Source organism: Sphingobium sp. TCM1 (assembly GCF_001650725.1).
GTDB lineage: Bacteria > Pseudomonadota > Alphaproteobacteria > Sphingomonadales > Sphingomonadaceae > Sphingobium.
This window is the reverse complement of record NZ_LXVX01000039.1, coordinates 488,660-508,776: the sequence shown is the minus strand read 5'-3', so window position 1 is coordinate 508,776 and position 20,117 is coordinate 488,660. Positions and strand designations below refer to the sequence as shown.

The 20,117-nt window shown below is 67.0% G+C and carries 16 protein-coding genes and 2 tRNA genes; 8 read left to right on the top strand and 10 right to left on the bottom strand.

Annotated elements, in window-relative coordinates; all coding sequences use genetic code 11:
* Nucleotides 1-7: 7 nt before the first annotated feature.
* Nucleotides 8-499, bottom strand: coding sequence for a hypothetical protein (locus A7Q26_RS23070; RefSeq protein ID WP_066865084.1), 492 nt, complete (start codon nucleotides 497-499; stop codon nucleotides 8-10).
* A gap of 155 nt (nucleotides 500-654) precedes the next feature.
* Between A7Q26_RS23070 and A7Q26_RS23065 the strand changes: the two genes are divergently transcribed.
* Together A7Q26_RS23065 and A7Q26_RS23060 are read left to right on the top strand one after the other, a co-directional pair.
* A tRNA-Leu gene (locus A7Q26_RS23065) sits at nucleotides 655-741 on the top strand.
* A gap of 331 nt (nucleotides 742-1,072) precedes the next feature.
* Nucleotides 1,073-2,569: a UxaA family hydrolase gene (locus A7Q26_RS23060; RefSeq protein WP_198163027.1), complete on the top strand. Its 1,497-nt coding sequence runs from the start codon at nucleotides 1,073-1,075 to the stop codon at nucleotides 2,567-2,569.
* A gap of 1 nt (nucleotide 2,570) precedes the next feature.
* Here A7Q26_RS23060 and A7Q26_RS23055 read toward each other — a convergent pair whose 3' ends face one another.
* The 4 genes from A7Q26_RS23055 to A7Q26_RS23040 all read right to left on the bottom strand — a co-directional run bounded on the left by A7Q26_RS23055 (nucleotide 2,571) and on the right by A7Q26_RS23040 (nucleotide 8,487).
* Complete coding sequence (locus A7Q26_RS23055; RefSeq protein ID WP_232313897.1) at nucleotides 2,571-3,320, bottom strand: FadR/GntR family transcriptional regulator; 750 nt, start codon at nucleotides 3,318-3,320, stop codon at nucleotides 2,571-2,573.
* Nucleotides 3,321-3,372: 52 nt separating this feature from the next.
* The gene (locus tag A7Q26_RS23050) at nucleotides 3,373-6,468 is read right to left on the bottom strand and encodes a sugar-binding domain-containing protein (protein WP_066865075.1); all 3,096 of its coding nucleotides are present in this window, start codon (nucleotides 6,466-6,468) and stop codon (nucleotides 3,373-3,375) included.
* A gap of 97 nt (nucleotides 6,469-6,565) precedes the next feature.
* Nucleotides 6,566-7,039: a low molecular weight protein-tyrosine-phosphatase gene (locus tag A7Q26_RS23045; protein ID WP_066865073.1), complete on the bottom strand. Its 474-nt coding sequence runs from the start codon at nucleotides 7,037-7,039 to the stop codon at nucleotides 6,566-6,568.
* Nucleotides 7,036-8,487 (bottom strand): ATP-binding protein, encoded by a 1,452-nt coding sequence (locus tag A7Q26_RS23040; RefSeq protein WP_066865070.1) that lies wholly within the window; start codon nucleotides 8,485-8,487, stop codon nucleotides 7,036-7,038. The genes A7Q26_RS23045 and A7Q26_RS23040 overlap by 4 nt, the downstream gene beginning before the upstream one ends.
* A 174-nt stretch (nucleotides 8,488-8,661) precedes the next feature.
* On the opposite strand from A7Q26_RS23040, the gene ppc reads away from it, so the two are divergent.
* Nucleotides 8,662-11,364: a phosphoenolpyruvate carboxylase gene (gene ppc, locus A7Q26_RS23035; protein ID WP_066865067.1), complete on the top strand. Its 2,703-nt coding sequence runs from the start codon at nucleotides 8,662-8,664 to the stop codon at nucleotides 11,362-11,364.
* 280 nt (nucleotides 11,365-11,644) lie between these two features.
* Nucleotides 11,645-12,061 (top strand): hypothetical protein, encoded by a 417-nt coding sequence (locus A7Q26_RS25455; RefSeq protein ID WP_198163026.1) that lies wholly within the window; start codon nucleotides 11,645-11,647, stop codon nucleotides 12,059-12,061.
* 170 nt (nucleotides 12,062-12,231) lie between these two features.
* Here the strand turns inward: A7Q26_RS25455 and A7Q26_RS23030 are convergent, their stop codons facing one another.
* The 3 genes from A7Q26_RS23030 to hspQ form a co-directional block, all read right to left on the bottom strand.
* Nucleotides 12,232-14,169 carry an OPT family oligopeptide transporter gene (locus tag A7Q26_RS23030; protein WP_066865064.1) on the bottom strand — a complete coding sequence of 646 codons (1,938 nt, stop codon included), beginning with the start codon at nucleotides 14,167-14,169 and terminating at the stop codon, nucleotides 12,232-12,234.
* 121 nt (nucleotides 14,170-14,290) lie between these two features.
* Complete coding sequence (locus A7Q26_RS23025; RefSeq protein WP_066865061.1) at nucleotides 14,291-15,064, bottom strand: GDSL-type esterase/lipase family protein; 774 nt, start codon at nucleotides 15,062-15,064, stop codon at nucleotides 14,291-14,293.
* Nucleotides 15,021-15,392, bottom strand: coding sequence for a heat shock protein HspQ (hspQ, locus tag A7Q26_RS23020; RefSeq protein WP_066865058.1), 372 nt, complete (start codon nucleotides 15,390-15,392; stop codon nucleotides 15,021-15,023). The genes A7Q26_RS23025 and hspQ overlap by 44 nt, the downstream gene beginning before the upstream one ends.
* A 122-nt stretch (nucleotides 15,393-15,514) precedes the next feature.
* On the opposite strand from hspQ, the gene A7Q26_RS23015 reads away from it, so the two are divergent.
* The 4 genes from A7Q26_RS23015 (at nucleotide 15,515) to A7Q26_RS23000 (ending at nucleotide 18,452) form a co-directional block, all read left to right on the top strand.
* Nucleotides 15,515-15,604, top strand: a tRNA-Ser gene (locus tag A7Q26_RS23015).
* A 249-nt stretch (nucleotides 15,605-15,853) separates the two neighbouring features.
* On the top strand, nucleotides 15,854-16,531 hold the full coding sequence (locus tag A7Q26_RS23010; RefSeq protein ID WP_066865055.1) for a DUF969 domain-containing protein: 678 nt from the start codon (nucleotides 15,854-15,856) through the stop codon (nucleotides 16,529-16,531).
* Nucleotides 16,528-17,466, top strand: a complete 939-nt coding sequence (locus A7Q26_RS23005) for a DUF979 domain-containing protein (protein ID WP_066865052.1) — start codon at nucleotides 16,528-16,530, stop codon at nucleotides 17,464-17,466. Before A7Q26_RS23010 ends, A7Q26_RS23005 begins: the two co-directional genes overlap by 4 nt.
* Nucleotides 17,463-18,452 carry a DUF2891 domain-containing protein gene (locus A7Q26_RS23000; RefSeq protein WP_066865049.1) on the top strand — a complete coding sequence of 330 codons (990 nt, stop codon included), beginning with the start codon at nucleotides 17,463-17,465 and terminating at the stop codon, nucleotides 18,450-18,452. Before A7Q26_RS23005 ends, A7Q26_RS23000 begins: the two co-directional genes overlap by 4 nt.
* Nucleotides 18,453-18,456: 4 nt before the next feature.
* Here A7Q26_RS23000 and A7Q26_RS22995 read toward each other — a convergent pair whose 3' ends face one another.
* Entirely contained in the window at nucleotides 18,457-19,155 is a 699-nt protein-coding gene (locus A7Q26_RS22995; protein WP_066865349.1) for a winged helix-turn-helix domain-containing protein, read from the bottom strand.
* Nucleotides 19,127-20,116 (bottom strand): sulfotransferase, encoded by a 990-nt coding sequence (locus A7Q26_RS22990; RefSeq protein ID WP_157102662.1) that lies wholly within the window; start codon nucleotides 20,114-20,116, stop codon nucleotides 19,127-19,129. The genes A7Q26_RS22995 and A7Q26_RS22990 overlap by 29 nt, the downstream gene beginning before the upstream one ends.
* Nucleotide 20,117 lies beyond the last annotated feature (1 nt).

Below are 20,117 nucleotides of genomic sequence, written 5' to 3'. Positions count from 1 at the left end.
GGCAAGACTATCGGGGGTCGGTCGCGGCGACCGGGAGCATCGTCTCCCCGTCGGCGGGATCGGCCCCTTCCTGCGTCGGGACCACCTGCACCGGCATCGGCCGCGCCGCCGACGCGCCGTCGGCAAACCGGATGATGCGGGGGTGCAGTTGATGCGCGGTCGAGGGCTGCGCCACTTCCACAACCGGAGTCGGTTCCTCGGCCAGATAATCCTGCACCACCGGATCGTCGCTGCCCGAGATCATGCCGTCGCTGTCCAGCCCGGCCATGTCGGCGGCAAAGCGCCGGTCGGCGAGTGTCGGGCCGCAGCCGGTGCAATGGATCGCAACCGGACCGGTGTCGGCGGATGCCGCGACCGGCGCAGGGGCATCGACCTGGACGTAGGGATCGTCCATGCTTTCCAGCGGTGAGCGCTGGGGACTGATGGCGTAGCCGCCCAGCGCCAGGCCCATCGCCGCAGCGGCGGTCATCGTCGCCGTCGACAGCATCCACAATCGCATCGTCCTGCTCCTCTTGCCTCCGCTCCGGGGTTGGGACCATCGCCTTTCTCGACAAACATAACGCGGATGCAGATCGGTGGTTGCATGGGGCAAAAGCCTTTGCTAAGGGCCGCCTCCTACCAAGGCACCGGCGCCGCCGGTTTCCCTGTTGATGTGCGGTCGTGGCGGAATTGGTAGACGCGCAACGTTGAGGTCGTTGTGGCCGAAAGGCCGTGGAAGTTCGAGTCTTCTCGACCGCACCATCATTCTTCAGTCGGATCATTATCACCGCCTTGGCGGTCCGGTCAGCCACCACGCCGGCGAATGAACGAGGGCGTCGACCGCGATGCGGGGCGCCCTCCTCCTGCAAATAAGTTTCGCGCGGCGTTAAGCGATCGGCCTCGTCCCGCGCGGCGTGTTGGCGTGTTGGCGCGCTGCCCCGCGCCCCGGCCGAACTGCCGGCGAGCGGATCGAGTTCACCGCGCCGATCATCTTGACCCTGCCGGCCCGGCCGCAAGCGCCCGCGTGCGTAGAGGGAATTGCTTGTGCCACCGATGGCACAAATGCTATCCGGCGGTCATGGACACGCTTTCGATGACAAGGTCGGCTCTCCCCGACGCCGTGCAGATCGCCCCCGAGGATCAGGTGGCAGTCGCCTTGCGCGCGCTGGAGGCCGGCGAGAGGGTGGAGGTCGGCGGTGCGGCGCTGCACATCGAGGAACCGATCGGGCGAGGGCACAAGGTTGCGCTGCGGCCGATCGCGGCGGGCGAGCCGGTCAACCGCTATGGCTGGCCGATCGGCACCGCCAAGCAGGATATTGCGCCGGGCCATCATGTCCACAGCCACAACCTCGTCACCAATCTGAAGGCCGAGGAGCCTTATGATTATGCGCCGATCGGGGCGCGAGACCAGCGCCAGCCGGGGGACTGGCGCTTCCGGGGCTATCGACGCGCCGACGGATCGGTCGGCACGCGCAACGAAATCTGGGTGATCCCGACCGTCGGCTGCGTCGCCCGTACTGCCGAGCGCGTGGCGCAGCGCGCGGCCAAGGCCCATGCAGGGTTGGTCGATGATGTCGTCGCCTTCCCGCACCCGCTCGGCTGTTCGCAACTGGGCGACGATCTGGACGGCACGGCCCGGCTGCTGGCGGCGCTGGCGAGCAGCCCCAATGCCGGGGGTGTGCTGCTGATGGGGCTGGGCTGCGAGGAGAACCAGCTGGCCGCGTTGCTGGAGCGCGTGCCGGAGGAGCGGCGCGACCGCATCCGCACCGTCGGCGCGCAGATGAGCGCGGACGAATATGAATCGGCGGCCGAGGCGATCGAGCAACTGGTCGCGATTGCCGCCCGCGACCGGCGCGAAGAGGTCGATCTCAGCGCGATGCGCGTCGGCCTCAAATGCGGGGGGTCGGACGGGCTGTCGGGCCTGACCGCCAACCCGCTGATCGGCCGGATCGCGGACATGGTGACGGCGGCGGGCGGGCAGGCGATCCTGACCGAGATTCCCGAAATCTTCGGCGCCGAGCGGCTGCTGATGCAGCGTGCGTCGGATCGCGCGGTGTTCGATGACCTCGTCGCGCTGGTCAACCGCTTCAAGCGCTATTTCATCGATCATGGCGAGCCGATTTCCGAGAATCCCAGCCCCGGCAATGTCGCGGGCGGCATCACGACGCTGGAGGAAAAGTCGCTGGGGGCGGTGCAGAAGGGCGGCCATGCGACGCTGACCGACGTGCTGGCCTATGGCGAGCGGCTGCGCCGGCCGGGTCTGACGCTGCTGGAGGCGCCGGGCAATGATGCGGTGTCAACCACCGCGCTGGCGGCGGCGGGGGCGACGATCACCCTCTTTTCGACCGGCCGGGGTACGCCGCTCGGCAGTCCGGTGCCCACGCTCAAGCTCGCCACCAACCATGACCTTGCCGCGCGCAAGCCCGGCTGGATCGATTTCGACGCCGGACAAGTGCTGGACGAGGGGCTGGATGCCGCGGCCGATGCGCTGATGGCCCATATCTGCGCCATTGCCTCGGGCGAGCCGGCGCGCAACGAAGCCAATGGCGAACGCGACATCGCCATCTGGAAACGCGGCGTGACGCTTTGATTCAGGCGGTGGCGCGGGCCGTGCGGTCCCGCTTCGCCTGGATCGCGCGCCGCGCATCATCGACCGCCTTTTCCTCGGTGGCGAAGAGCAGGCTGTCGAGCACGGCCGACAGATGTGCGCGCATCGCCATGCGGGCGGCGGCTGGATCGTGGTCCTTCAACCCTTGCAGCACGGCGCTATGCTCGTCGACCACCGGCTTGATATTGGCGGTCCGTGCCTTCTGGTGCAGCAGTGCGGCTTCGGGCGACGTGTCGCGCAACCGCCAGAGCTGCTCGATCGCCTCATAGACCGCCTGGTTGCGTGTCGCCCGCGCGATCGCGAGGTGAAAGGCGCGATCCGCCTGGACCGATCCAGCCGGGTCCAGATTCTCGCGGGCGATCTGGGCGACCAGCGCCTCGATCTCGACCAGTTCTCCGTCCGTTACCTGGGTTGCGGCCAGCGCCGCCGCTTCGCCCTCGAACAACAGGCGCGCCTCGGTCAGTTCGATCGCGCTGATGTTGAAGCCGGGGACATCCTCCTTGCCGGGCAGGCGCACCACATAGGCGCCCGACCCGATCCGCACCTCGACCAGCCCCTGCACCTCCAGCGCGATGATCGCCTCCCGCACCGTGGGGCGGCTGACGCCATGCTGCTGCGCCAGTTCGCGCTCGGCCGGCAGCCGCGCCCCCACCGGATAGCGTCCGGCGGCCAGATCCTCGAGCAGCGCGCGCGCCAGATCCTGGTAAAGTCGTTCCTGTCCCCGCGCGGTCATCGTCATTCCTCTGGCATTACCGCATGAAGGATAGGGCCTTACCAAAATGGGGTCAACGCACGGGGCCGTGGAACTCCGCTTCGACGATGCCCAGATGCCAGCCGGGCGGCACGGCCTCGGCCCCGGTGTCGCCGGCCGCCCTGGCATTGTTCAGTTCGATGACCTTGCCGAATGCATCCTTGTCCGCCACCGCGCCGGTCTGGCGGATGCGCAGGGCCGTGCCGGTCGTCGCGGGGAAATCCAGCGTCACATAACCGAGCGACCGGTCCGTCGTGCCCCGCCAGACCGTCCTGCCGTCGATGCTGATCTCCAGCGGATAGGCGCGGGAACGCCATCCGACCAGCTTCAGGTCGATGGCGTTCAACTCGACCGGCGCGGCGAAGCGATAGTCGATCCAGGCGTTGCCGGGCTGACCGTCGCTCGACCAGCGGGTCAGTTCATTGTCGTCCAGCGTGCGCCCCGCCTCGCCCTGGCCCGATCCGGCGCTGACGCCCTGGGGCATATGGGTGGTTCGATGTTGCTGGAAGCTCGGCGTCTCCGGCGTCGGGCCACGCACCAGCGATCCGGGCTGATGATCCTCCGGAAAATCCGCCGACAGGCCGCCGGTCGCCGGCGCCGCCGCCCTGCCAGCGATCGAAAGGCGCGCCGACGGCAGTCCTTCGGCCGTGACGCTCAGGCCGACCGTTCCGGCACGGGTACCCGCGCGCAGCAGCACGCGGGTTATCCCGCCCTCCAGCGGCAGGGTCTGCGACAGGATATGATTATCCTCGTCGCGCGCGGTGCCGGCGTAGCTGGTCGTGCCGTCGGCGCCATGGGGCTTCGTCACGACGGCTTCACCGGTGGTTTCGCCGGCACGCCGCCTGCCGGTGGAATCGCCCTGCGCGATGCCGCCGCGCCACTGGGCGGGGCCGTCCAGCGTGAAATGCAATGTCCGATTGTCGACCGGCACGCGCCGGCCCCCGGCATCGACCGCCTCGACGTCCACCAGTGCGATGTCGGCCCCGTCCATCACGAAACCGCGCGGCGAAACGCGGGGCGTCAGCCGGAGGGCCATCGCCGGGCCGGTGGTTTCAAGCCTGTATTCCGATGTGCGGCCGTCCTTGTGGGTCGCCACGGCGCGCAGCGTTCCGGTTGCGAAATCGACATGCTGCCAGCGGAAAAGGAAGCTGTCGCTCCGCTCGCCCTTGCCCAGCGACCGGCCGTTCAGGAACAGTTCGACCGTCTCGCCATTGGATACGACCGTCACCGCCTTGCGCGTGCCGGGCGCATAGTTCCAGTGGCCGATGATGTGGGTGGCGGGGGTGACGCTGTCGACCCAGTCGCTCCACATCACCCTGTGCGCGAAAAAGCCCTGCTTGGGGATGCGGACCGCATCGACCTCGCCCGAGCGGCGATAATTATTGTCGCCGCGGAAATGGGTGTTGCTGTCGCTGAAGATGATGTTGACGCCGCCCGAGCTGACCCGCGTCCCGGTGCCGGGCCGCGCCCGATAATAGTCGCTCCAGCGCCGCACATCCTCGATCGCATGGCTGTCCTGGTTGCGGTTATAGTCGGGCGCATCCTTGTGAAAGGGCGGGGTAAATTCGTCCTGATAGAGGCGGGCGCCTTCATCACGCGAATATTCCATCGCCCACATCGGATGGCAGGCGCTCCTGTTGATGTAGAGCATCTCCCCGCCATATTCGGCGAGCCTGCTGTCCAGCATCTCGCGCGATCCGATCGCGCGGCCGCCATGCGGATCATAGCGGTCGCGGATCGCCTTCAGCTCGGCCATATGAGCCTCGCTGATGCTCTCATTGCCGCCTTCATAGAAGAGGATGGACGGGTTGTTGCGGTTGTAGATGATCGCATCCCGCATCACCTCCTTGCGTTGTTCCCAGCGTCGTCCGCTGGTGTCGCTCTCGGCGTCGCCCGCCGGCATCGCCTGCATCAGCCCGACGCGATCGGCGGACTCGATGTCCTGTTTCGATGGCGTGACATGCATCCAGCGCACCAGATTGCCGCCGCTCTCGACCATCAGCGCATTGGAGAAATCGCTGATCCAGGGCGGGATGGAGACGCCCACCGCCGGCCACTCGTTGGACGTGCGCTGGGCATAGCCATGGACCTGGATCGCCCGGCCATTGAGTTCGACCATGCCGTCGCCGAACCGGGTCTGGCGAAAGCCGGTGCTTGTATCGACGCTGTCGATGATCCTGCCGCCTTCGACCAGGCTGGTGGTCACGGTGTAGAGATAGCCATAGCCCCAGCTCCAATAATGCAGGTCCCCGATCGGCCGCGCGGCGGACAGCATCGCCGTCTCTCCGGGCGCGACCGATGTCGATGCGCCGTCATAGCGGGCGACGCGCCTGCCGGACGGGTCGCGTATCTCCACCCGCAAGGTCAGGCGGCGGGCGCGGTCGCCTTCGTTGCGGACCTGGGTTTCGGCATGGATGGTGGCGCGGCGCGCCTTCAGGTCGAAGGCGTCGGCCCAGACATATTGGCCGGTCGTGCCGAGACCGGAGAAGAGCGGCAGCGTCTGATAGACCAGGCCGGTCAGGTGCAGCCGGACATTCTTGGTGATGCCGCCATAGTTGACGTTGAAATTATCGTTGTTCCACTGGAAGCCGCTGCCGCTGGCGCGCTCCTTATATTTCCAGTCATTGTCGATCCGCACGGCGATCAGATTCTCGCCCGGCCGCAGTGCCGCCGTGATGTCCGCGCCGAAGGCCATGACGCCATTTTCGGACAGGGCGACCGACCGGCCGTTGACCCAGACTTCCGCCGCCTGACGCACCCCCTCGAACTCCAGCAGCGCCTTGCCATGGGGTGCGGTGCGGGGGAGGGTGACGCGCTTGCGATACCAGGTGATGCCGGTCGACAATTGCTTGATGTCGCGGGCGAAGGCCTCCGTCTCGTTGAAGGCATGGGGCAGGGTCACGGGGCGCCAGCCGCTGTCGTCGAAGCCGGGCTGCTGCGCCCCGGCAGGGTCGCCGGTGCTGCTCAGCCAGCCGGGGTTGAGATTATAGGTGCGGCGGGGCGAGGCCACGACTCGCGAGGCGTCATGGGCGAAAGCCGACACCGACATGGACAGGTCCGCGACTATCGCCAACAGCGCGATCCCGATCGGCGCGCTGCTCCTCTTCCACCGCGTCTGCCCGTTCCGCATGGCCGTCCTCTCCTGATCTGGTCAGGCCAGTCTGACGGATATGGCGCATTTGGTCAACCATCATCCCAAAAGGAGGCTGTGGGGTTCACATCGTGAATTAGGCCGTCCCGCGCTCCAGTCGCGCCACAAGCGCCGCCGCCGCGCGCGTCACATCGTCCCAGGTGATCTCGAACCCGGCCTCGTCGCCATAATAGGGATCGGTGACGCCGCTTCCCGCGCGTCCGGGTACAAGGTCCATGAGCAATTGCAGGCTGGCCGTGCCGTCCGACGGACGGATGCGGCGGAGGTTGCGCAGATTGTCGGTGTCGAGCGCGAAGACATGGGTGAAGCGGCGGAAATCCTCCGCGCTCACCTGTCGTCCACGATAATGGGAAATGTCGATGCCGCGCGCCAGCGCCACCGCCTGCGCGCGAGCGTCGGGCGGGCTGCCGACATGCCAGTCGCCCGTCCCCGCCGAATCGACGATCATGTCCAGCCCGGCTTTCTCCGCCTCCGCCCGCAACGCGGCTTCGGCCAGCGGCGAGCGGCAGATATTGCCGAGGCAGACGAAGAGAATGGCGGGCCTGCTCATCCGTCCGCCGCCGCCGTGGAAAGGCCAAGGCCCGGCACGCCGATCGATCGCTTGCCCGAAAAATCCGTGCGCGCGACGATGACGCCCAGTTTCTCCATATAGTCGATCAGCCGGCGCACCCGCCCCGGCGAGCTGGTGCCATAGGCGCGGGCGAGCGCGCCGTCGTCGGGGCAGGGCTGGCCGTCCAGCGCCGCGCGGGCGATCAGCAGGAAGGGGGCGAGCATGTCCTCCGGCACCGGCTCCGCCGCCCTGATCGCGTCCTGCCAGCGGGGATCGTCGGCATTCGCCATGCCCGCCTGCGCCATGGCGAACCGCTTGCGGAAGGCGGGCAGGTCGAGCGGGGACCGCTTCAGCCCCTTCATCCGGCAGCGCACGCCGAAGTCCTGGTAGAGCGCCGCCACGCCGGGCGCGGCATCGCCCAGATCGGCGACGATATCCTCCAGCACGGCGATCACGATCGGTTCATTCTCGCCAAAGTCGAGCTCGGGCGCGGCGGGCTTGGCCGATGGGGCGTCGGCCAGCTGGCGCATGATGTCCTCGGCGGCGCGCGGCGGCGGATCGGCGCGTGGCGGGGGCGGGGGCAGAGCATCCTCCTCGACCCTGGCGAACAGCAGTTCCTGAAAATCCTCTCCGGTCGTCACCGGCGGCGGCATCAGCTTGTGCGTGCCGCCGCGCGTCCCGGTTTTCACCACGCCGATCTTGACCGCGACCGGCCGTCGCGCGATCGCCGGGCCAAGGCCCAGGAAACGGCCACGTTCCAGATCGCGGATCTGCTCCGCCTGCCGCCGCTCCATGCCCAGCAGGTCGGCCGCGCGCGCCATGTCGATGTCGAGGAAGGTGCGGCCCATCAGGAAGTTGGAGGCTTCGGCCGCGACATTCTTCGCGAGCTTGGCGAGGCGCTGGGTCGCGATCACGCCGGCGAGGCCGCGCTTGCGGCCCCGGCACATCAGGTTGGTCATGGCGGCGAGAGACAGCCGCCGCGCCTCGTCCGACACGTCGCCGGCGGCGACCGGGGCGAACATCTGCGCCTCGTCCACCACCACCAGAGCCGGATACCAATGGTCGCGCGGGGCATCGAACAGGGTCGACAGGAAGGTCGCGGCGCATTTCATCTGTGCTTCGAGTTCGAGGGAATCGAGGCTCAGCACCACCGAGGCGCGATGTTCGCGGATGCGCGCCGCCATCTTGACGATTTCGCGCTCATTATAGTCGCCCGCGTCGATCACCACATGACCATATTCGTCGGCCAGGGTCACGAAGTCGCCTTCGGGATCGATCACCACCTGCTGCACCATGGCGGCACTTTCTTCCAGCAGGCGGCGCAGCAGATGCGACTTGCCCGACCCGCTATTGCCCTGGACGAGCAGGCGGGTGGCGAGCAATTCCTCGACATCGACCAGCACGTCCTTGCCGTGGCTGTCGGTTCCTATGCTGATGCTGGCGGTCACGGCAGCGTCTTGCCCATAGGCAGGGCAGGGCGCAAGCCCGTTGTCATCGAAGCGCGGTCGCGGCAATGTATTTATGCAAACCTTTGCAATATCGCAATTGCATGGGTTTTGCTTGGCTACTCAAGGCGGGATTTGCTTGACGCCCACCTTGTTGCGATGCAGCATCAATCTCCTATGGCGACTCTGGCACCCCCTTCCGCAGCCCCTGCGATCACGCAGAATCCCGACATCCGCTATCTGGGGCGTCTGCTGGGCGACGTCATTCGCGCCTATGGCGGGGAGAAGCTGTACAAGCAGACCGAATATATCCGCTCCGCTTCGGTCGACCGGGCGCGGGGGTTGCAGGGCGCGGACCTGACCGACACCGGGCTGGACGCGCTGAGCCTGGACGATACGCTGGCCTTCACCCGTGGCTTCATGCTCTTTTCGATGCTCGCCAACCTGGCCGAGGACCGGCAGGGCGTGGCGGCAGAGCCGGGGGCGGACGTCGCTTCCGCGATCGCGCGGCTCGAATCGCATGGCGTCGACCGCGATGCGGTGCTCGACCTGCTCGCGCACAGCCTGATCGTGCCCGTCCTGACCGCCCACCCGACCGAGGTGCGGCGCAAGAGCATGATCGACCACAAGAACCGTGTCGCCGACCTGATGCAGCTCAAGGACGCCGGGCGCACCGAGACGGACGATGGCGAAAATCTGGACGAGGCGATCTTCCGCCAGATCGCGCTGCTGTGGCAGACGCGCCCGCTGCGCCGCGAAAAGCTGTTCGTCGCGGACGAAATCGAGAATGTGCTCGCCTATTTCCGCGACACCTTCCTGCCTGTGCTGCCCGCTCTCTATGCCCGCTGGGAACGGGTGCTGGGCGCGCGGCTGCAAAGCTTCCTGCGGGTGGGATCGTGGATCGGCGGCGACCGCGACGGCAATCCCTTCGTCCAGGCGCCGCAGCTGGAATTCGCGCTCAAGCGGGGCGCCCAGGCGGCGATCGCCTATTATCTCGACGCGCTGCACGCGCTCGGCGCGGAACTCTCGCTTTCGACCGAACTCGCCCATGTGCCGCAGGCGGTGCTGGACCTGGCCGAGGCGAGCGGCGACGCATCGCCCAGCCGCAAGGACGAACCCTATCGCCGCGCCATTTCCGGCATCTACGCCCGCCTGGCCGCCACCTGCGTCCAGCTGACCGGCGCGCAACCGGCCCGGCCGTCCAGCCTCAAGGGCGCGGCCTATGCCGCGCCGCAGGAGTTGCGGCGCGACCTCGTCACCGTGGCGCAGGGGCTGGCGAGCGAAGGCGACGGCGCGCTGGCGAGCGGCGGGGCGCTGGGCCGGCTGATCCGCGCGGTCGAGACGTTCGGCTTCCATCTCGCCACGCTCGACATGCGCCAGAACAGCGCCGTGCATGAACGCGTCGTCGCCGAACTGCTCAGGATCGCGGGGGTCGAGGCGGACTATCTCGCGCTCGACGAATATGCCCGTATCGCCCTGCTGCGGAAGGAGCTGGCGACCAACCGGCCGCTGGGAGCGCCCTTTTCCGACTATTCGGAGGAAACCGCGTCGGAACTGGCGATCGTCCATGCCGCCGCGCAGGCGCACCGCACCTATGGCCCGTCCTGCATCACCCATTATATCATCTCCAAGGCCGAAAGCGTGTCGGACCTGCTGGAGGTCAACATCCTGCTCAAGGAAGCGGGCCTCTGGCGCGCCGGCGTGGGCGGCGCCGCGCCGCAGGCCGCGATCATGGCGATCCCGCTGTTCGAGACCATCGCCGACCTGGAGGCCGCGCCCAAGATCATGTCCGCCTATTTCGGCCTGCCCGAAATTGCCGGGGTGGTGCACGGGCGCGGCCATCAGGAAGTGATGATCGGCTATTCGGACAGCAACAAGGATGGCGGCTACATCACCTCCACCTGGAGCCTCTACAAGGCGAGCCAGGCGCTGGAGCCGGTGTTCGCAGAGGCGGGCGCGGCGATGCAGCTGTTCCACGGCCGGGGCGGCGCGGTGGGGCGCGGAGGCGGATCGGCCTTCGCCGCGATCCAGGCGCAGCCGCGCGGCAGCGTGCAGGGCCGCATCCGCATCACCGAACAGGGCGAGATGATCGCCGCCAAGTTCGGATCGCGCGATGTCGCCATGACCAATTTGGAGGCGATGACGAGCGCGACGCTGCTCGCCAGCCTGGAGCCGGAAGGGATTTCGGACCGTGACGCCGCCCGTTTCAGCGCAGCGATGGACGAATTGTCGAAAAACGCCTTCGCCGCCTATCGCGACCTCGTCTACGGCACCGAGGGGTTCAAGGAATTCTTCCGCCAGCTGACCCCGATCCAGGAGATTTCCGGGCTCAAGATCGGATCGCGCCCGGCGAGCCGGACCAAGAGCAATGCGATCGAGGATCTGCGCGCCATCCCCTGGGTATTCAGCTGGGCGCAGGCGCGAGTCATGCTGCCGGGCTGGTATGGCGTGGGCCATGCGCTGTCGGCGTTCGAGGACAAGGCATTGCTGGCTGACATGGCGCAGCACTGGTCCTTCCTCAAGTCCGCGCTCGCAAATCTGGAAATGGTACTGGCCAAGTCCGACCTGGGCATCGCCGCGCGCTATCTGCCGCTGGTCGAGGACCAGGCCAGGGGCGAGGCGATTTTCGGCCGCATCCGCGATGGTTGGGCGCAAACCCATGACGGCCTGCTGGACGCTACCGGCCAGTCGCGGCTGCTGGAGAAAAGCCCGGCGCTCGACACCTCGATCCGGCTGCGCCTGCCCTATATCGAGCCGCTCAACCTGCTCCAGGTCGAACTGCTGAAACGCCATCGCGCCGGCGAGGACGACGCGCGTGTCAAGGAAGGCATCGAACTGTCGATCAACGCGATCGCCACGGCGCTGCGGAACAGCGGATAGGGGAGAACCCTCGCCCATTCTCCTCCGTCACCCCGGCGAAGCGGCGATCCATCTCCCAGCGTTGTGCTTGCGGTAAGGTCAGGAGATGGGTTCCCGCATTGGCCTGCGGCCACCCTTCGGGGCGCGGGAATGACGGAACGGGGTGGTTAGCGGACGGACGGCTCATGAGGCATGTCGCCCGACAAGCGGACATTGCAAAATTCAAACATTCTTGCATCATGGCCGCATGGCAAATATGTTAGCTCGGATCATTGGTTGGTGGCGAAGTCTCGACCTCCCAATGAAAATTAATGCTGCGGCTTGCGCATTTCCTATTTTGATTATGCTCTTTACGCGTGGTCCGGATACAGTTGATAGATCCGGATACGAATACTCTATCCTTGAAACGATTGCTCAGTGGTTCATTGGAATACCTGCGCTATTTATGTTTGCGCCCGTGGTAGGAGCATCCCAATTTGGGCTTCTATGGCTTGCGCGCCGCTCTCCTGATGTCTGGATGCGTTGGCTATTTTCCACTGCTGCTATAATTTTATTGTATCCGTATCACGATTTCCTTCGGACCACCGATCTAACTGAAAATTCCACCGCTGCACTGGCTGCGATGTTTTATCCACTTTATTTGGCGGCAGGAGCGCTACCTGTTGCCGCTGGTATTTGGTGGATAAGAGTCTGGTTTGGGCGTGACGACGAACATTGATCAATGACCAAAAATGGTCTTTCCAGAACCCCGCGATTCCTTGTCCTGCACCCTGCCCTTCATGCAACAGGCCCGCCCAGACGCCCATGCATGTTGCGCCGGACTGCCCGATTGGATCAGCCCGGCGCACCATCATGTCATAATCTGCGGGAAATGTGCGAAGCCAGGTCTTACCCCAGCGGCGCTGAGGCCCAGCGCTTGAGCCGCGCATAGAGGCCCGCGATGACGCCTGCGAAGATCAGTATGGCGAGCGGCACCGCCCAGTGATTTTCGCCCACCAGCGCCAGCGGCGCGTCGCTGTCCGTCCCAGCGACGATGCCGGCGAAGGCGACGCCGAACAGGCTTTCGCCGACGATGAAGCCGGTCGCCATCAGCACGCCCATGCGCTCGGCGAACTCCGGATTGCTCTGGCGCAGCGCCCAGCGGTTGTAGACATGGCCGATGACCGCGCCGACCGGGATCAGCAGCGTCAGCGCCATCGGCAGGTAGATACCCATGCCCACCGCCAGCGGCGGCAGGCGCAGCTTGCCGGCCTTGCCCAGCAATTCGTCGATCAGGATGACGACCGCGCCGATGCCCGCGCCGATGCCGATCAGGCCCCAGTCGAGGTCGCCGCCCAGCACGCCCTTGGCCAGGGCGGAGATCAGCGCGGCCTGCGGGGCGGGCAGCGCATTCTGGCCCGCGCCCGGCGCGCCGGCAAAGCCGAAGGCGCTGTTGAGCAGGTCCAGCACCGGCGGGATGACGAGCGCGCCGAAGATGACGCCAAGCACCAGCGCGAGCTGCTGCTTCCACGGCGTCGCGCCGACCAGCTGGCCGGTCTTGAGATCCTGGAGATTATCGTTGGAAATGGTGGCGATGCCGAACACGATCGCCGTGGTGAAGAGGGCATAGGCGATCAGCGCCTGGGTCTGCGACGGGTCGCCGCCCGACCCGTAGATGGCGGCGAGCAGCAGCGACGCGCCCAGCACGGCGAGGATGCCGACGCCCGAAATCGGGCTGTTCGACGCGCCGATGAGGCCCGCCATATAGCCGCAGACCGACGCGATGACGATGCCCGCCACCAGCACATAGGCCAAGGTCAGCCCGATCACCGGCACCGGATTGGCGGCGATCGGCCCGCCCTGCGCGAAGATCCAGAGCAGCACGCCGATCGGCAGCAGGGCGGCCAGGATGGTGCCGCCGACGATGGAGATGGGCAGGTCGCGCTCGGTGATGTCGAGGCTGGCGGCGTCGCCCGCCCGGCGCGTGGCGTTGGCGGCCAGAGCGGAGCGGATGCCGCTGACGATAGGGCCAAGGATCTTGAGCAGGGTCCAGATCGCGGCGACGCCGATCGTGCCTGCGCCGATGAAGCGCGCCTTCATGCGGAAGGCGGTGCCGACCACGTCGGACAGTTCCGCGCCCGCAGGCAGCGGGGCGGTGAGATAGGGGACGAGGCCGGTCCAGCTGATCAGCAGGCCGATGAACATGGCGACGCCCACCGACAGGCCGACCAGATGGCCGACGCCGATCAGCGCCATGGAGAAGCTGGTCGACATGGAGGTCGCGCCCGCGCCGAACTTGAAGAAGGTCGCGGCTTCCTCCGCGATGATCTTGGTCTTGGCGGTGATCGAGAAGGCGGCGGCGGCGACGGCGCTGGCGACGATGGCGGCGAGGCCGCGCTTATTTTCTTCCAGCCCTTCGCGCGAACCGGCACCGACCTTGAGCACTTCGGCCGCGGCGACGCCTTCGGGATAGGGGAGGTCCGATCCGGTGACGAGCGCGCGGCGCAGCGGCACCGAATACATGACGCCCAATATGCCGCCGGTCGCAATGGTGAACGCGCTCAGCCAATAGGGAAAGCCCTGCCACCAGCCGATGATGACAAGGCCGGGCAGCACGAAGATGATGGCCGACAGGGTGCCGGCGGCCGATGCGATGGTCTGGACGATGTTGTTTTCCAGGATCGTGCCGGTCGCGAACAGCCGCAGCACCGCCATGGAGATGACCGCCGCGGGGATCGACGTCGCGAAGGTCAGGCCGATCTTGAGGCCCAGATAGACGTTCGCCGCCGTGAAGACGAGCGTGATCAGACCGCCCAGGATCACGCCGCGCAGCGTCAGTTCGGCCATGGCGCTGGCCTGCGCTCCTCCTGCTTGAGCTTGGCTTGTCACCTCTGGTCCCCCTGGCTTGGCGCTTGTGTCATGCGGTTGGTAATAATGTTGCTTGGCCGTGGATCAATCGGAAAGTGGTTCAGTATGCGCTTTCTGGCGCCTGCTCCTGCGCGGCGCGATCGATCCAGCCATGGACCAGTTGCGTCCAGCGCTGATAGCCGCGCGCGTTCAAGTGCAGCCCGTCCGGCCGGAACAGCGTTGCGTCGGGCAGGCCGTCGGTCGCGAGCAGGCTGGAGCCGACATCGACATAATCGAACCGGTCGGCGCGGGCGCGGGCGGCCACGGCCTGGTTCACCGCCGCCATCCGGGGCCATAGCGTCCAGCGGATGGGGCTGGGCTTGAGCGAGAGGAAGGCGATGGGCGCGCGCGGATAATCGATGCGCAGCCGCCGCAGCAGGGTGAGGATGTCGCGGGTGACCGTTTCGGGCGTGGCCCCGGCCGCCAGGTCATTCTCGCCCACATAGACGACGATGGAGCGCGGGGGCAGGGACGGCAGCAGGCGCTTGTAATAATGCAGCACATGCGCCGTGGTCGCGCCGCCGAAACCGCGGTTGACCGTGCCGATGTCGTGGAAACTGCTGGCAATGTCCCACAGCCGGATGCTCGAACTGCCCAGGAACAGCGTGGCGTCGCGGACCGGTGGGCCGGCGGCATTGGCCCTGGCGAAGGTTTCGATTTCTCGCGAGAAGGGAAAGACCGGGTCGGCATTGGGCGGCGCGGCGGCGGCGACAACCCATGCGCAGGCGGTCAGCAGCAGCGCGCCGACGCTCCGGCGCGTAACCGACGCGCGCGAGCGCGACAGGCCGCGCTCAATGTCGATGGAGCGGGCGGAGCCGATATTTGCCGTTCGCATAGGCGCCGAACATGCCCGCGATGGCAGGATGATCGACCGGTTCGTCGCTGTCATCGACGACCAGATTCTGCTGGCTGACATAGGCCACATAAGTGGAATCGCCATTTTCCGCGAGCAGATGGTAGAAGGGCTGCTGCTTGTCGGGGCGGGCATGTTCCGGGATGGCTTCATACCATTCCTCGCTGTTGGCGAAGACCGGGTCGATATCGAACACGACGCCGCGGAACCCGAACATGCGATGTTTGACCACGTCGCCGATGTTGAAGCGGGCATGGGCGATCGGCGGAGCAGTCATCCCGGCGCCGAAAATCTGAATCGTGTCTCTCATATGACCAATTTAGGAGGCTCTTGCGCCGACACAAGAAAAATACCCGTTTGGCCGCTTGGCAAGCGCGATTTCATTCGCTAATGGCCGCCCCTCGACCGGATCGGCAACGCTGATCCTTCTGCGGAGAGGTGGCAGAGTGGTCGAATGCACCGCACTCGAAATGCGGCGTGCCCGTGAGGGTACCGAGGGTTCGAATCCCTCCCTCTCCGCCAGTTATTTGCAGAAAACTGCATCATGACGATCTTCTGATTCTTGGCTATCCGGTCCTGGTCCCAGCGCGCCGCGGGCGATAGTTGGCGCGCGCTTGCGGGACGGCGGCGGGACGGGCAACATGGCCCGGAGGGCATCAGCCGGTGATCGCCCGCCATCCTTAGCGAGTGTCCCCGCCCATGCCCTGTCGCGCACCAGCTTTCCTGATCCCCATCGTTGCGGCAGGCGACTGGCGCTAGGGCGCGCGGACCATGTGGGTGCTGCTTGGCATCGCGGTGATCGTCGCGGGTTTTCTGCTGCGTTTCCATCCGCTGCTCGTCATTCTCGCCTCGGCGCTCGTCACGGGGCTGACGGCAGGGCTTGATCCCGTCGCCATCCTCGCCGCCTTCGGCAAGGCGTTCAACGAGGCGCGCTATGTCAGCATCATCTGGATCGTGCTGCCGGTGGTCGGCCTGCTGGAGGCCTATGGCTTGCAGGAGCGGGCGCGCGGCCTGATCGCCCGGATGCGCGGCGCGACGGTGGGGCAGTTCCTGACCTTCTACCTGTTGCTGCGGCAGGGGCTGGCGGCAGTCGGCCTGACCTCGGTCGCGGGTCATGCCCAGACGGTGCGTCCGCTGGTGGCCCCGATCGCGGAAGCGGCGGCGGAGGCGCAGGCGGGCGGGCTGGACGAGGAGGCGCGTGAGGAAGTAAAGGCGTGGGCCGCGGCCACCGACAATGTCGGCCTCTTCTTCGGCGAGGATATTTTCCTCGCCATCGGCTCGATCCTGCTGATCAAGGGGCTGCTGGAGCAATATGACATCCTGCTGGAGCCGCTCCAGCTGTCGGTCTGGGCCATTCCCACGGCGATCGCCGCCTTCCTGATTCATGGCTTTCGCCTGTGGCGGCTGGACCGGCGGTTGCGGCGGCGGCGCGCGGAGAAGCAGCCATGATCACCCTCCACTGGGTCTATGCGCTGGCCGGCGCGATCTTCGCGGCCTTCGCCCTGCTGGGCGCGCGTGATCGAGCCACCCCGCGCCGCTGGACCAATGCCGCCTTCTGGGCGCTGCTGGCGCTCAGCATGTGGGCGGGCGACCGGCTGGGCGATGTCGGCAACGGCCTGCTGGTGCTGGGCCTCATCGGCCTGGGCGCGCTCGGCGGGCTCGGCCGGGGCGATGGCGCCGTCCCGCCGGAGACAAGGCAGGCGCGTGCCGACCGGTTCGGCAATCGCCTGTTCGTCATCGCGCTCATCATCCCGGCGACTGCTTTGATCGGCACGATCCTCTTCAAGCAGGCGCCGGACTGGTTCGACGGCAAGCAGGCGACGCTGATCGCGCTGGCGCTGGGCGTGCTGATCGCCATGACGGTCGGCTGCCTCTGGCTGCGCGCCGGCGCGCAGGTGCCGCTGCAACAGGGGCGGCGGCTGATGGACTGTATCGGCTGGGCGGCGATCCTGCCGCAGATGCTGGCCAGCCTGGGCGCGGTGTTCGCGCTCGCCGGCGTGGGAGATGCGGTCGGCGGCATCGTGAGCCAAGCGATCCCCGATGGGAGCCTGCTCGGCGCGGTGATCGCCTATGGGCTGGGCATGGCGCTGTTCACCATCGTCATGGGCAACGCCTTCGCCGCCTTCCCCGTGATGACGGCGGCGATCGGCGTGCCCCTGCTCATCCGCACCTGGCACGGCGATCCGGCGGTCATCTGCGCCATTGGCATGTTGGCGGGCTTCTGCGGCACGCTGATGACGCCGATGGCCGCCAACTTCAACCTGGTCCCCGCTGCCCTGCTGGAACTCAAGGACCAGCATGGCGTCATCAAGCGGCAGGTCGGTACGGCGCTGCCGCTGCTGCTCGTCAACATTCTCCTCATCTACTGGCTCGCCTTCCCATGACCCGCCTGACCTCCGATATCGCCAGCCGCTTCGCGGCGCTCACCCTCTCCCATCTCGGCCGCCGCTATCCCTTCAAGATGGATCTGGTGCTGAACGGGCCGGAGGATGCGCGCGAACCGGCCAAGCATCATCCGATCTTCCACGGCAGTTTCGACTGGCACAGCTGCGTCCATGGCTGGTGGCAGGTGATGCGGCTGACGCGCCTGTTTCCCGGCCTGCCGGAAGCGGCGGCGATCCGGGAGCGGGCCGACGTCATGCTGGTGCCGGACAGGGTGGCGGGCGAGCGCGCCTATCTCGCCCGGCCGATGAGCGCGGGGTTCGAGCGCCCCTATGGCTGGGCGTGGCTGCTGGCGCTGCATCAGGAACTGGCCCGGCATGACGCGCCCTGGGCAGCAGCGATCGAGCCGCTGGCACTTGATTTCGCCGCGCGCTTCCATGCTTTCCTGCCCCGGCTCACCTATCCGCTGCGGGTCGGCACGCATTTCAACATCGCCTTCGCGCTGGTGCTGGCGCTGGATTGGGCGCGCACACGCGATCCGGCGCTGGTCGACCTGATCCGGGATCGGGCGCTGCACTGGTTCGGGCAGGACCGCGCCTGCCAGGCCTGGGAGCCGGGCGGCGACGAATTTCTCTCGCCCTCCTTATGCGAGGCGCTGCTGATGAGCCGCCTGCTGGAGCCTGCGGCTTTCGCCGACTGGTTCCACGCCTTCCTGCCGCGATCGGCGCAGGGCGAGCCGGCGACGCTCTTCACCCCCGCTATCGTGTCCGACCGCAGCGACGGCAAGATCGCGCATCTGGACGGACTGAACCTCAGCCGGGCCTGGTGCTGGCGCGCGATCGCCGCCGCGCTGGGGGAGGACGATCCCGTCTTCATGCGCGCTCAGGACGCCGCCCGCGTCCATATCGACACCAGTCTGCCCCATGTCGCGGGCGATTATATGGGGGAGCATTGGCTCGCGACCTTCGCCCTGCTCGCGCTCGAATGAGGCGTCAGTGGCTCACCGCGTGGACGAACATATAGCCTTCGTTGCGGATGGTGCGGATCACCGGCCCCTTGAGGCCTGAAGCGGCCAGCTTGCGGCGCAGGCGGCAGAGCTGGACGTCGATCGACCGGTCATAATGGTCGCTGGTCTTGCCATGCACCTGGTCGAGCAGTTGCGACCGGTCCAGCACCTGGCGCGGATGTTCGATGAACACCCGCAGCAGCTGAAATTCGCCCTCCGACAGCAAGATCGCGGTGCCGGCCGGATCGAACAACTGGCCGGTCTGCAGATCGACCCGCCAGCCCGCGAAGCGGACGGCGCTCGCCGGGCTGGCGCCGACCTGCGCCGCGCCACGCAGGGCTGTCCTGATGCGCGCCAGCAATTCGCGGGGATTGGCCGGTTTGCTGAGGCAATCCTCGGCCCCCATTTCCAGAGCGGCGATCCGGGTCGCTTCGGTGCAGGCGGCCGAATGGAGGATCACCGGCAGGCGATGGTCCACCACCAGCTCGCGCAGCAGCCCGCCGCCATTGTCGGCCTGGATCAGCGGGTCCAGCACGACCAGCGCATAGTCCGTCCGCCCCAGCAGCGCGCGCATCATGCCGGGGCTGGCGGCGTCATCGGTGGCGAAGCCGTACCGGGCGAACAGGTCGGCCAACCGGGCCGTCAGCGGGGCATCGTCATCGACGATGAGCAGGCGTTTGTGCATGGCGATCATCGTCCGAATGACGCTGCCGCCAGCGGACAACCGTCCCTGAACGGTCGGCCTGGTCCTGCCAGCGCAGGCGGGTCGCGAGCAGGGCTTCGGCCCGTGCGTAATGGGCGCGCAACCATGCGGACAGCCGGTGATCCATCAGATCGGCGGTGCGCAGCGGACGGCCGCAACGGCCCGATCCGTTCAATCGCCGCAGCAGGCGGCGGCTGAGGCGATACCAGCCGGGAATGTGGATGAACCAGCTCTTGTCGGCCACCGCGCGGCGGGTGAACAGGTTCATCGCCCGCGCCATCCACAGCAGGGGCCGGCTGAGCGAGGGATTGCGGGCATCGAAATCGATCTGTGACAGGTCCACCTCCAGCCCGAAACGCGCCGCGAAGGCGGACGCGAAGCCGCGCGGATCGGCGCGGAAATCCTCGTAGCGGAAGACATGGACCCGATCGGGCCCGAACAGCATGTCATACAGGCCGATCAGCCGGTGATAGTCGAAATGGTCGAGACGAAAACCGGGCGCCTCGTCGCGTTCGGGGGCCACCGGGCTGAGCCGGTCGCGCCCGAACAGATAGCGTTCGAGCCCGAACGTGCCGCCGCCCTTCACATATTGCAGCCACGCCGCGGCGATGGCGGAAACGGGATCGCGCACGAAAATGACGATATCCGCGTCGGGCAGCGTCGCGTGCAGCCGATAGGCGATATCCTTGGACAGGTTGCCCGCCAGCCCGCCATTATGCAGGCCGCCGGTCAGATTTTCCTCGCACAACAATGCCCGGTCCCGGTCGGCGCCCAGGATGCGGCGGGCCTGCGCCGGGTCGAAATGCAGGGCCCCCGGCGCCAGCAAGGCCGCGCGCGCGGTGGCGCGGGCCAGGTAGCGGCGGTTGCGGACGGCGGGGTAGAAAATCTCCTGGAACCAGGTCGTGCCGGTCTTGTGATAGCCGATATGGACGATCGCCCCCATG

What these genes read in the sequence shown, in the direction of transcription:
- A7Q26_RS22990 (WP_157102662.1), bottom strand. Translation starts at nt 20,116, where the DNA reads ATGGGGGCGATCGTCCATATCGGCTATCACAAGACCGGCACGACCTGG.
- A7Q26_RS25455 (WP_198163026.1), top strand. Translation starts at nt 11,645, where the DNA reads ATGAAAATTAATGCTGCGGCTTGCGCATTTCCTATTTTGATTATGCTC.
- A7Q26_RS23050 (WP_066865075.1), bottom strand. Translation starts at nt 6,468, where the DNA reads ATGCGGAACGGGCAGACGCGGTGGAAGAGGAGCAGCGCGCCGATCGGG.
- A7Q26_RS23060 (WP_198163027.1), top strand. Translation starts at nt 1,073, where the DNA reads ATGACAAGGTCGGCTCTCCCCGACGCCGTGCAGATCGCCCCCGAGGAT.
- A7Q26_RS23055 (WP_232313897.1), bottom strand. Translation starts at nt 3,320, where the DNA reads ATGACCGCGCGGGGACAGGAACGACTTTACCAGGATCTGGCGCGCGCG.
- A7Q26_RS23070 (WP_066865084.1), bottom strand. Translation starts at nt 499, where the DNA reads ATGCGATTGTGGATGCTGTCGACGGCGACGATGACCGCCGCTGCGGCG.
- A7Q26_RS23025 (WP_066865061.1), bottom strand. Translation starts at nt 15,064, where the DNA reads ATGCGAACGGCAAATATCGGCTCCGCCCGCTCCATCGACATTGAGCGC.
- hspQ (WP_066865058.1), bottom strand. Translation starts at nt 15,392, where the DNA reads ATGAGAGACACGATTCAGATTTTCGGCGCCGGGATGACTGCTCCGCCG.
- A7Q26_RS23045 (WP_066865073.1), bottom strand. Translation starts at nt 7,039, where the DNA reads ATGAGCAGGCCCGCCATTCTCTTCGTCTGCCTCGGCAATATCTGCCGC.
- ppc (WP_066865067.1), top strand. Translation starts at nt 8,662, where the DNA reads ATGGCGACTCTGGCACCCCCTTCCGCAGCCCCTGCGATCACGCAGAAT.
- A7Q26_RS23010 (WP_066865055.1), top strand. Translation starts at nt 15,854, where the DNA reads ATGTGGGTGCTGCTTGGCATCGCGGTGATCGTCGCGGGTTTTCTGCTG.
- A7Q26_RS23030 (WP_066865064.1), bottom strand. Translation starts at nt 14,169, where the DNA reads ATGGCCGAACTGACGCTGCGCGGCGTGATCCTGGGCGGTCTGATCACG.
- A7Q26_RS23000 (WP_066865049.1), top strand. Translation starts at nt 17,463, where the DNA reads ATGACCCGCCTGACCTCCGATATCGCCAGCCGCTTCGCGGCGCTCACC.
- A7Q26_RS23005 (WP_066865052.1), top strand. Translation starts at nt 16,528, where the DNA reads ATGATCACCCTCCACTGGGTCTATGCGCTGGCCGGCGCGATCTTCGCG.
- A7Q26_RS22995 (WP_066865349.1), bottom strand. Translation starts at nt 19,155, where the DNA reads ATGCACAAACGCCTGCTCATCGTCGATGACGATGCCCCGCTGACGGCC.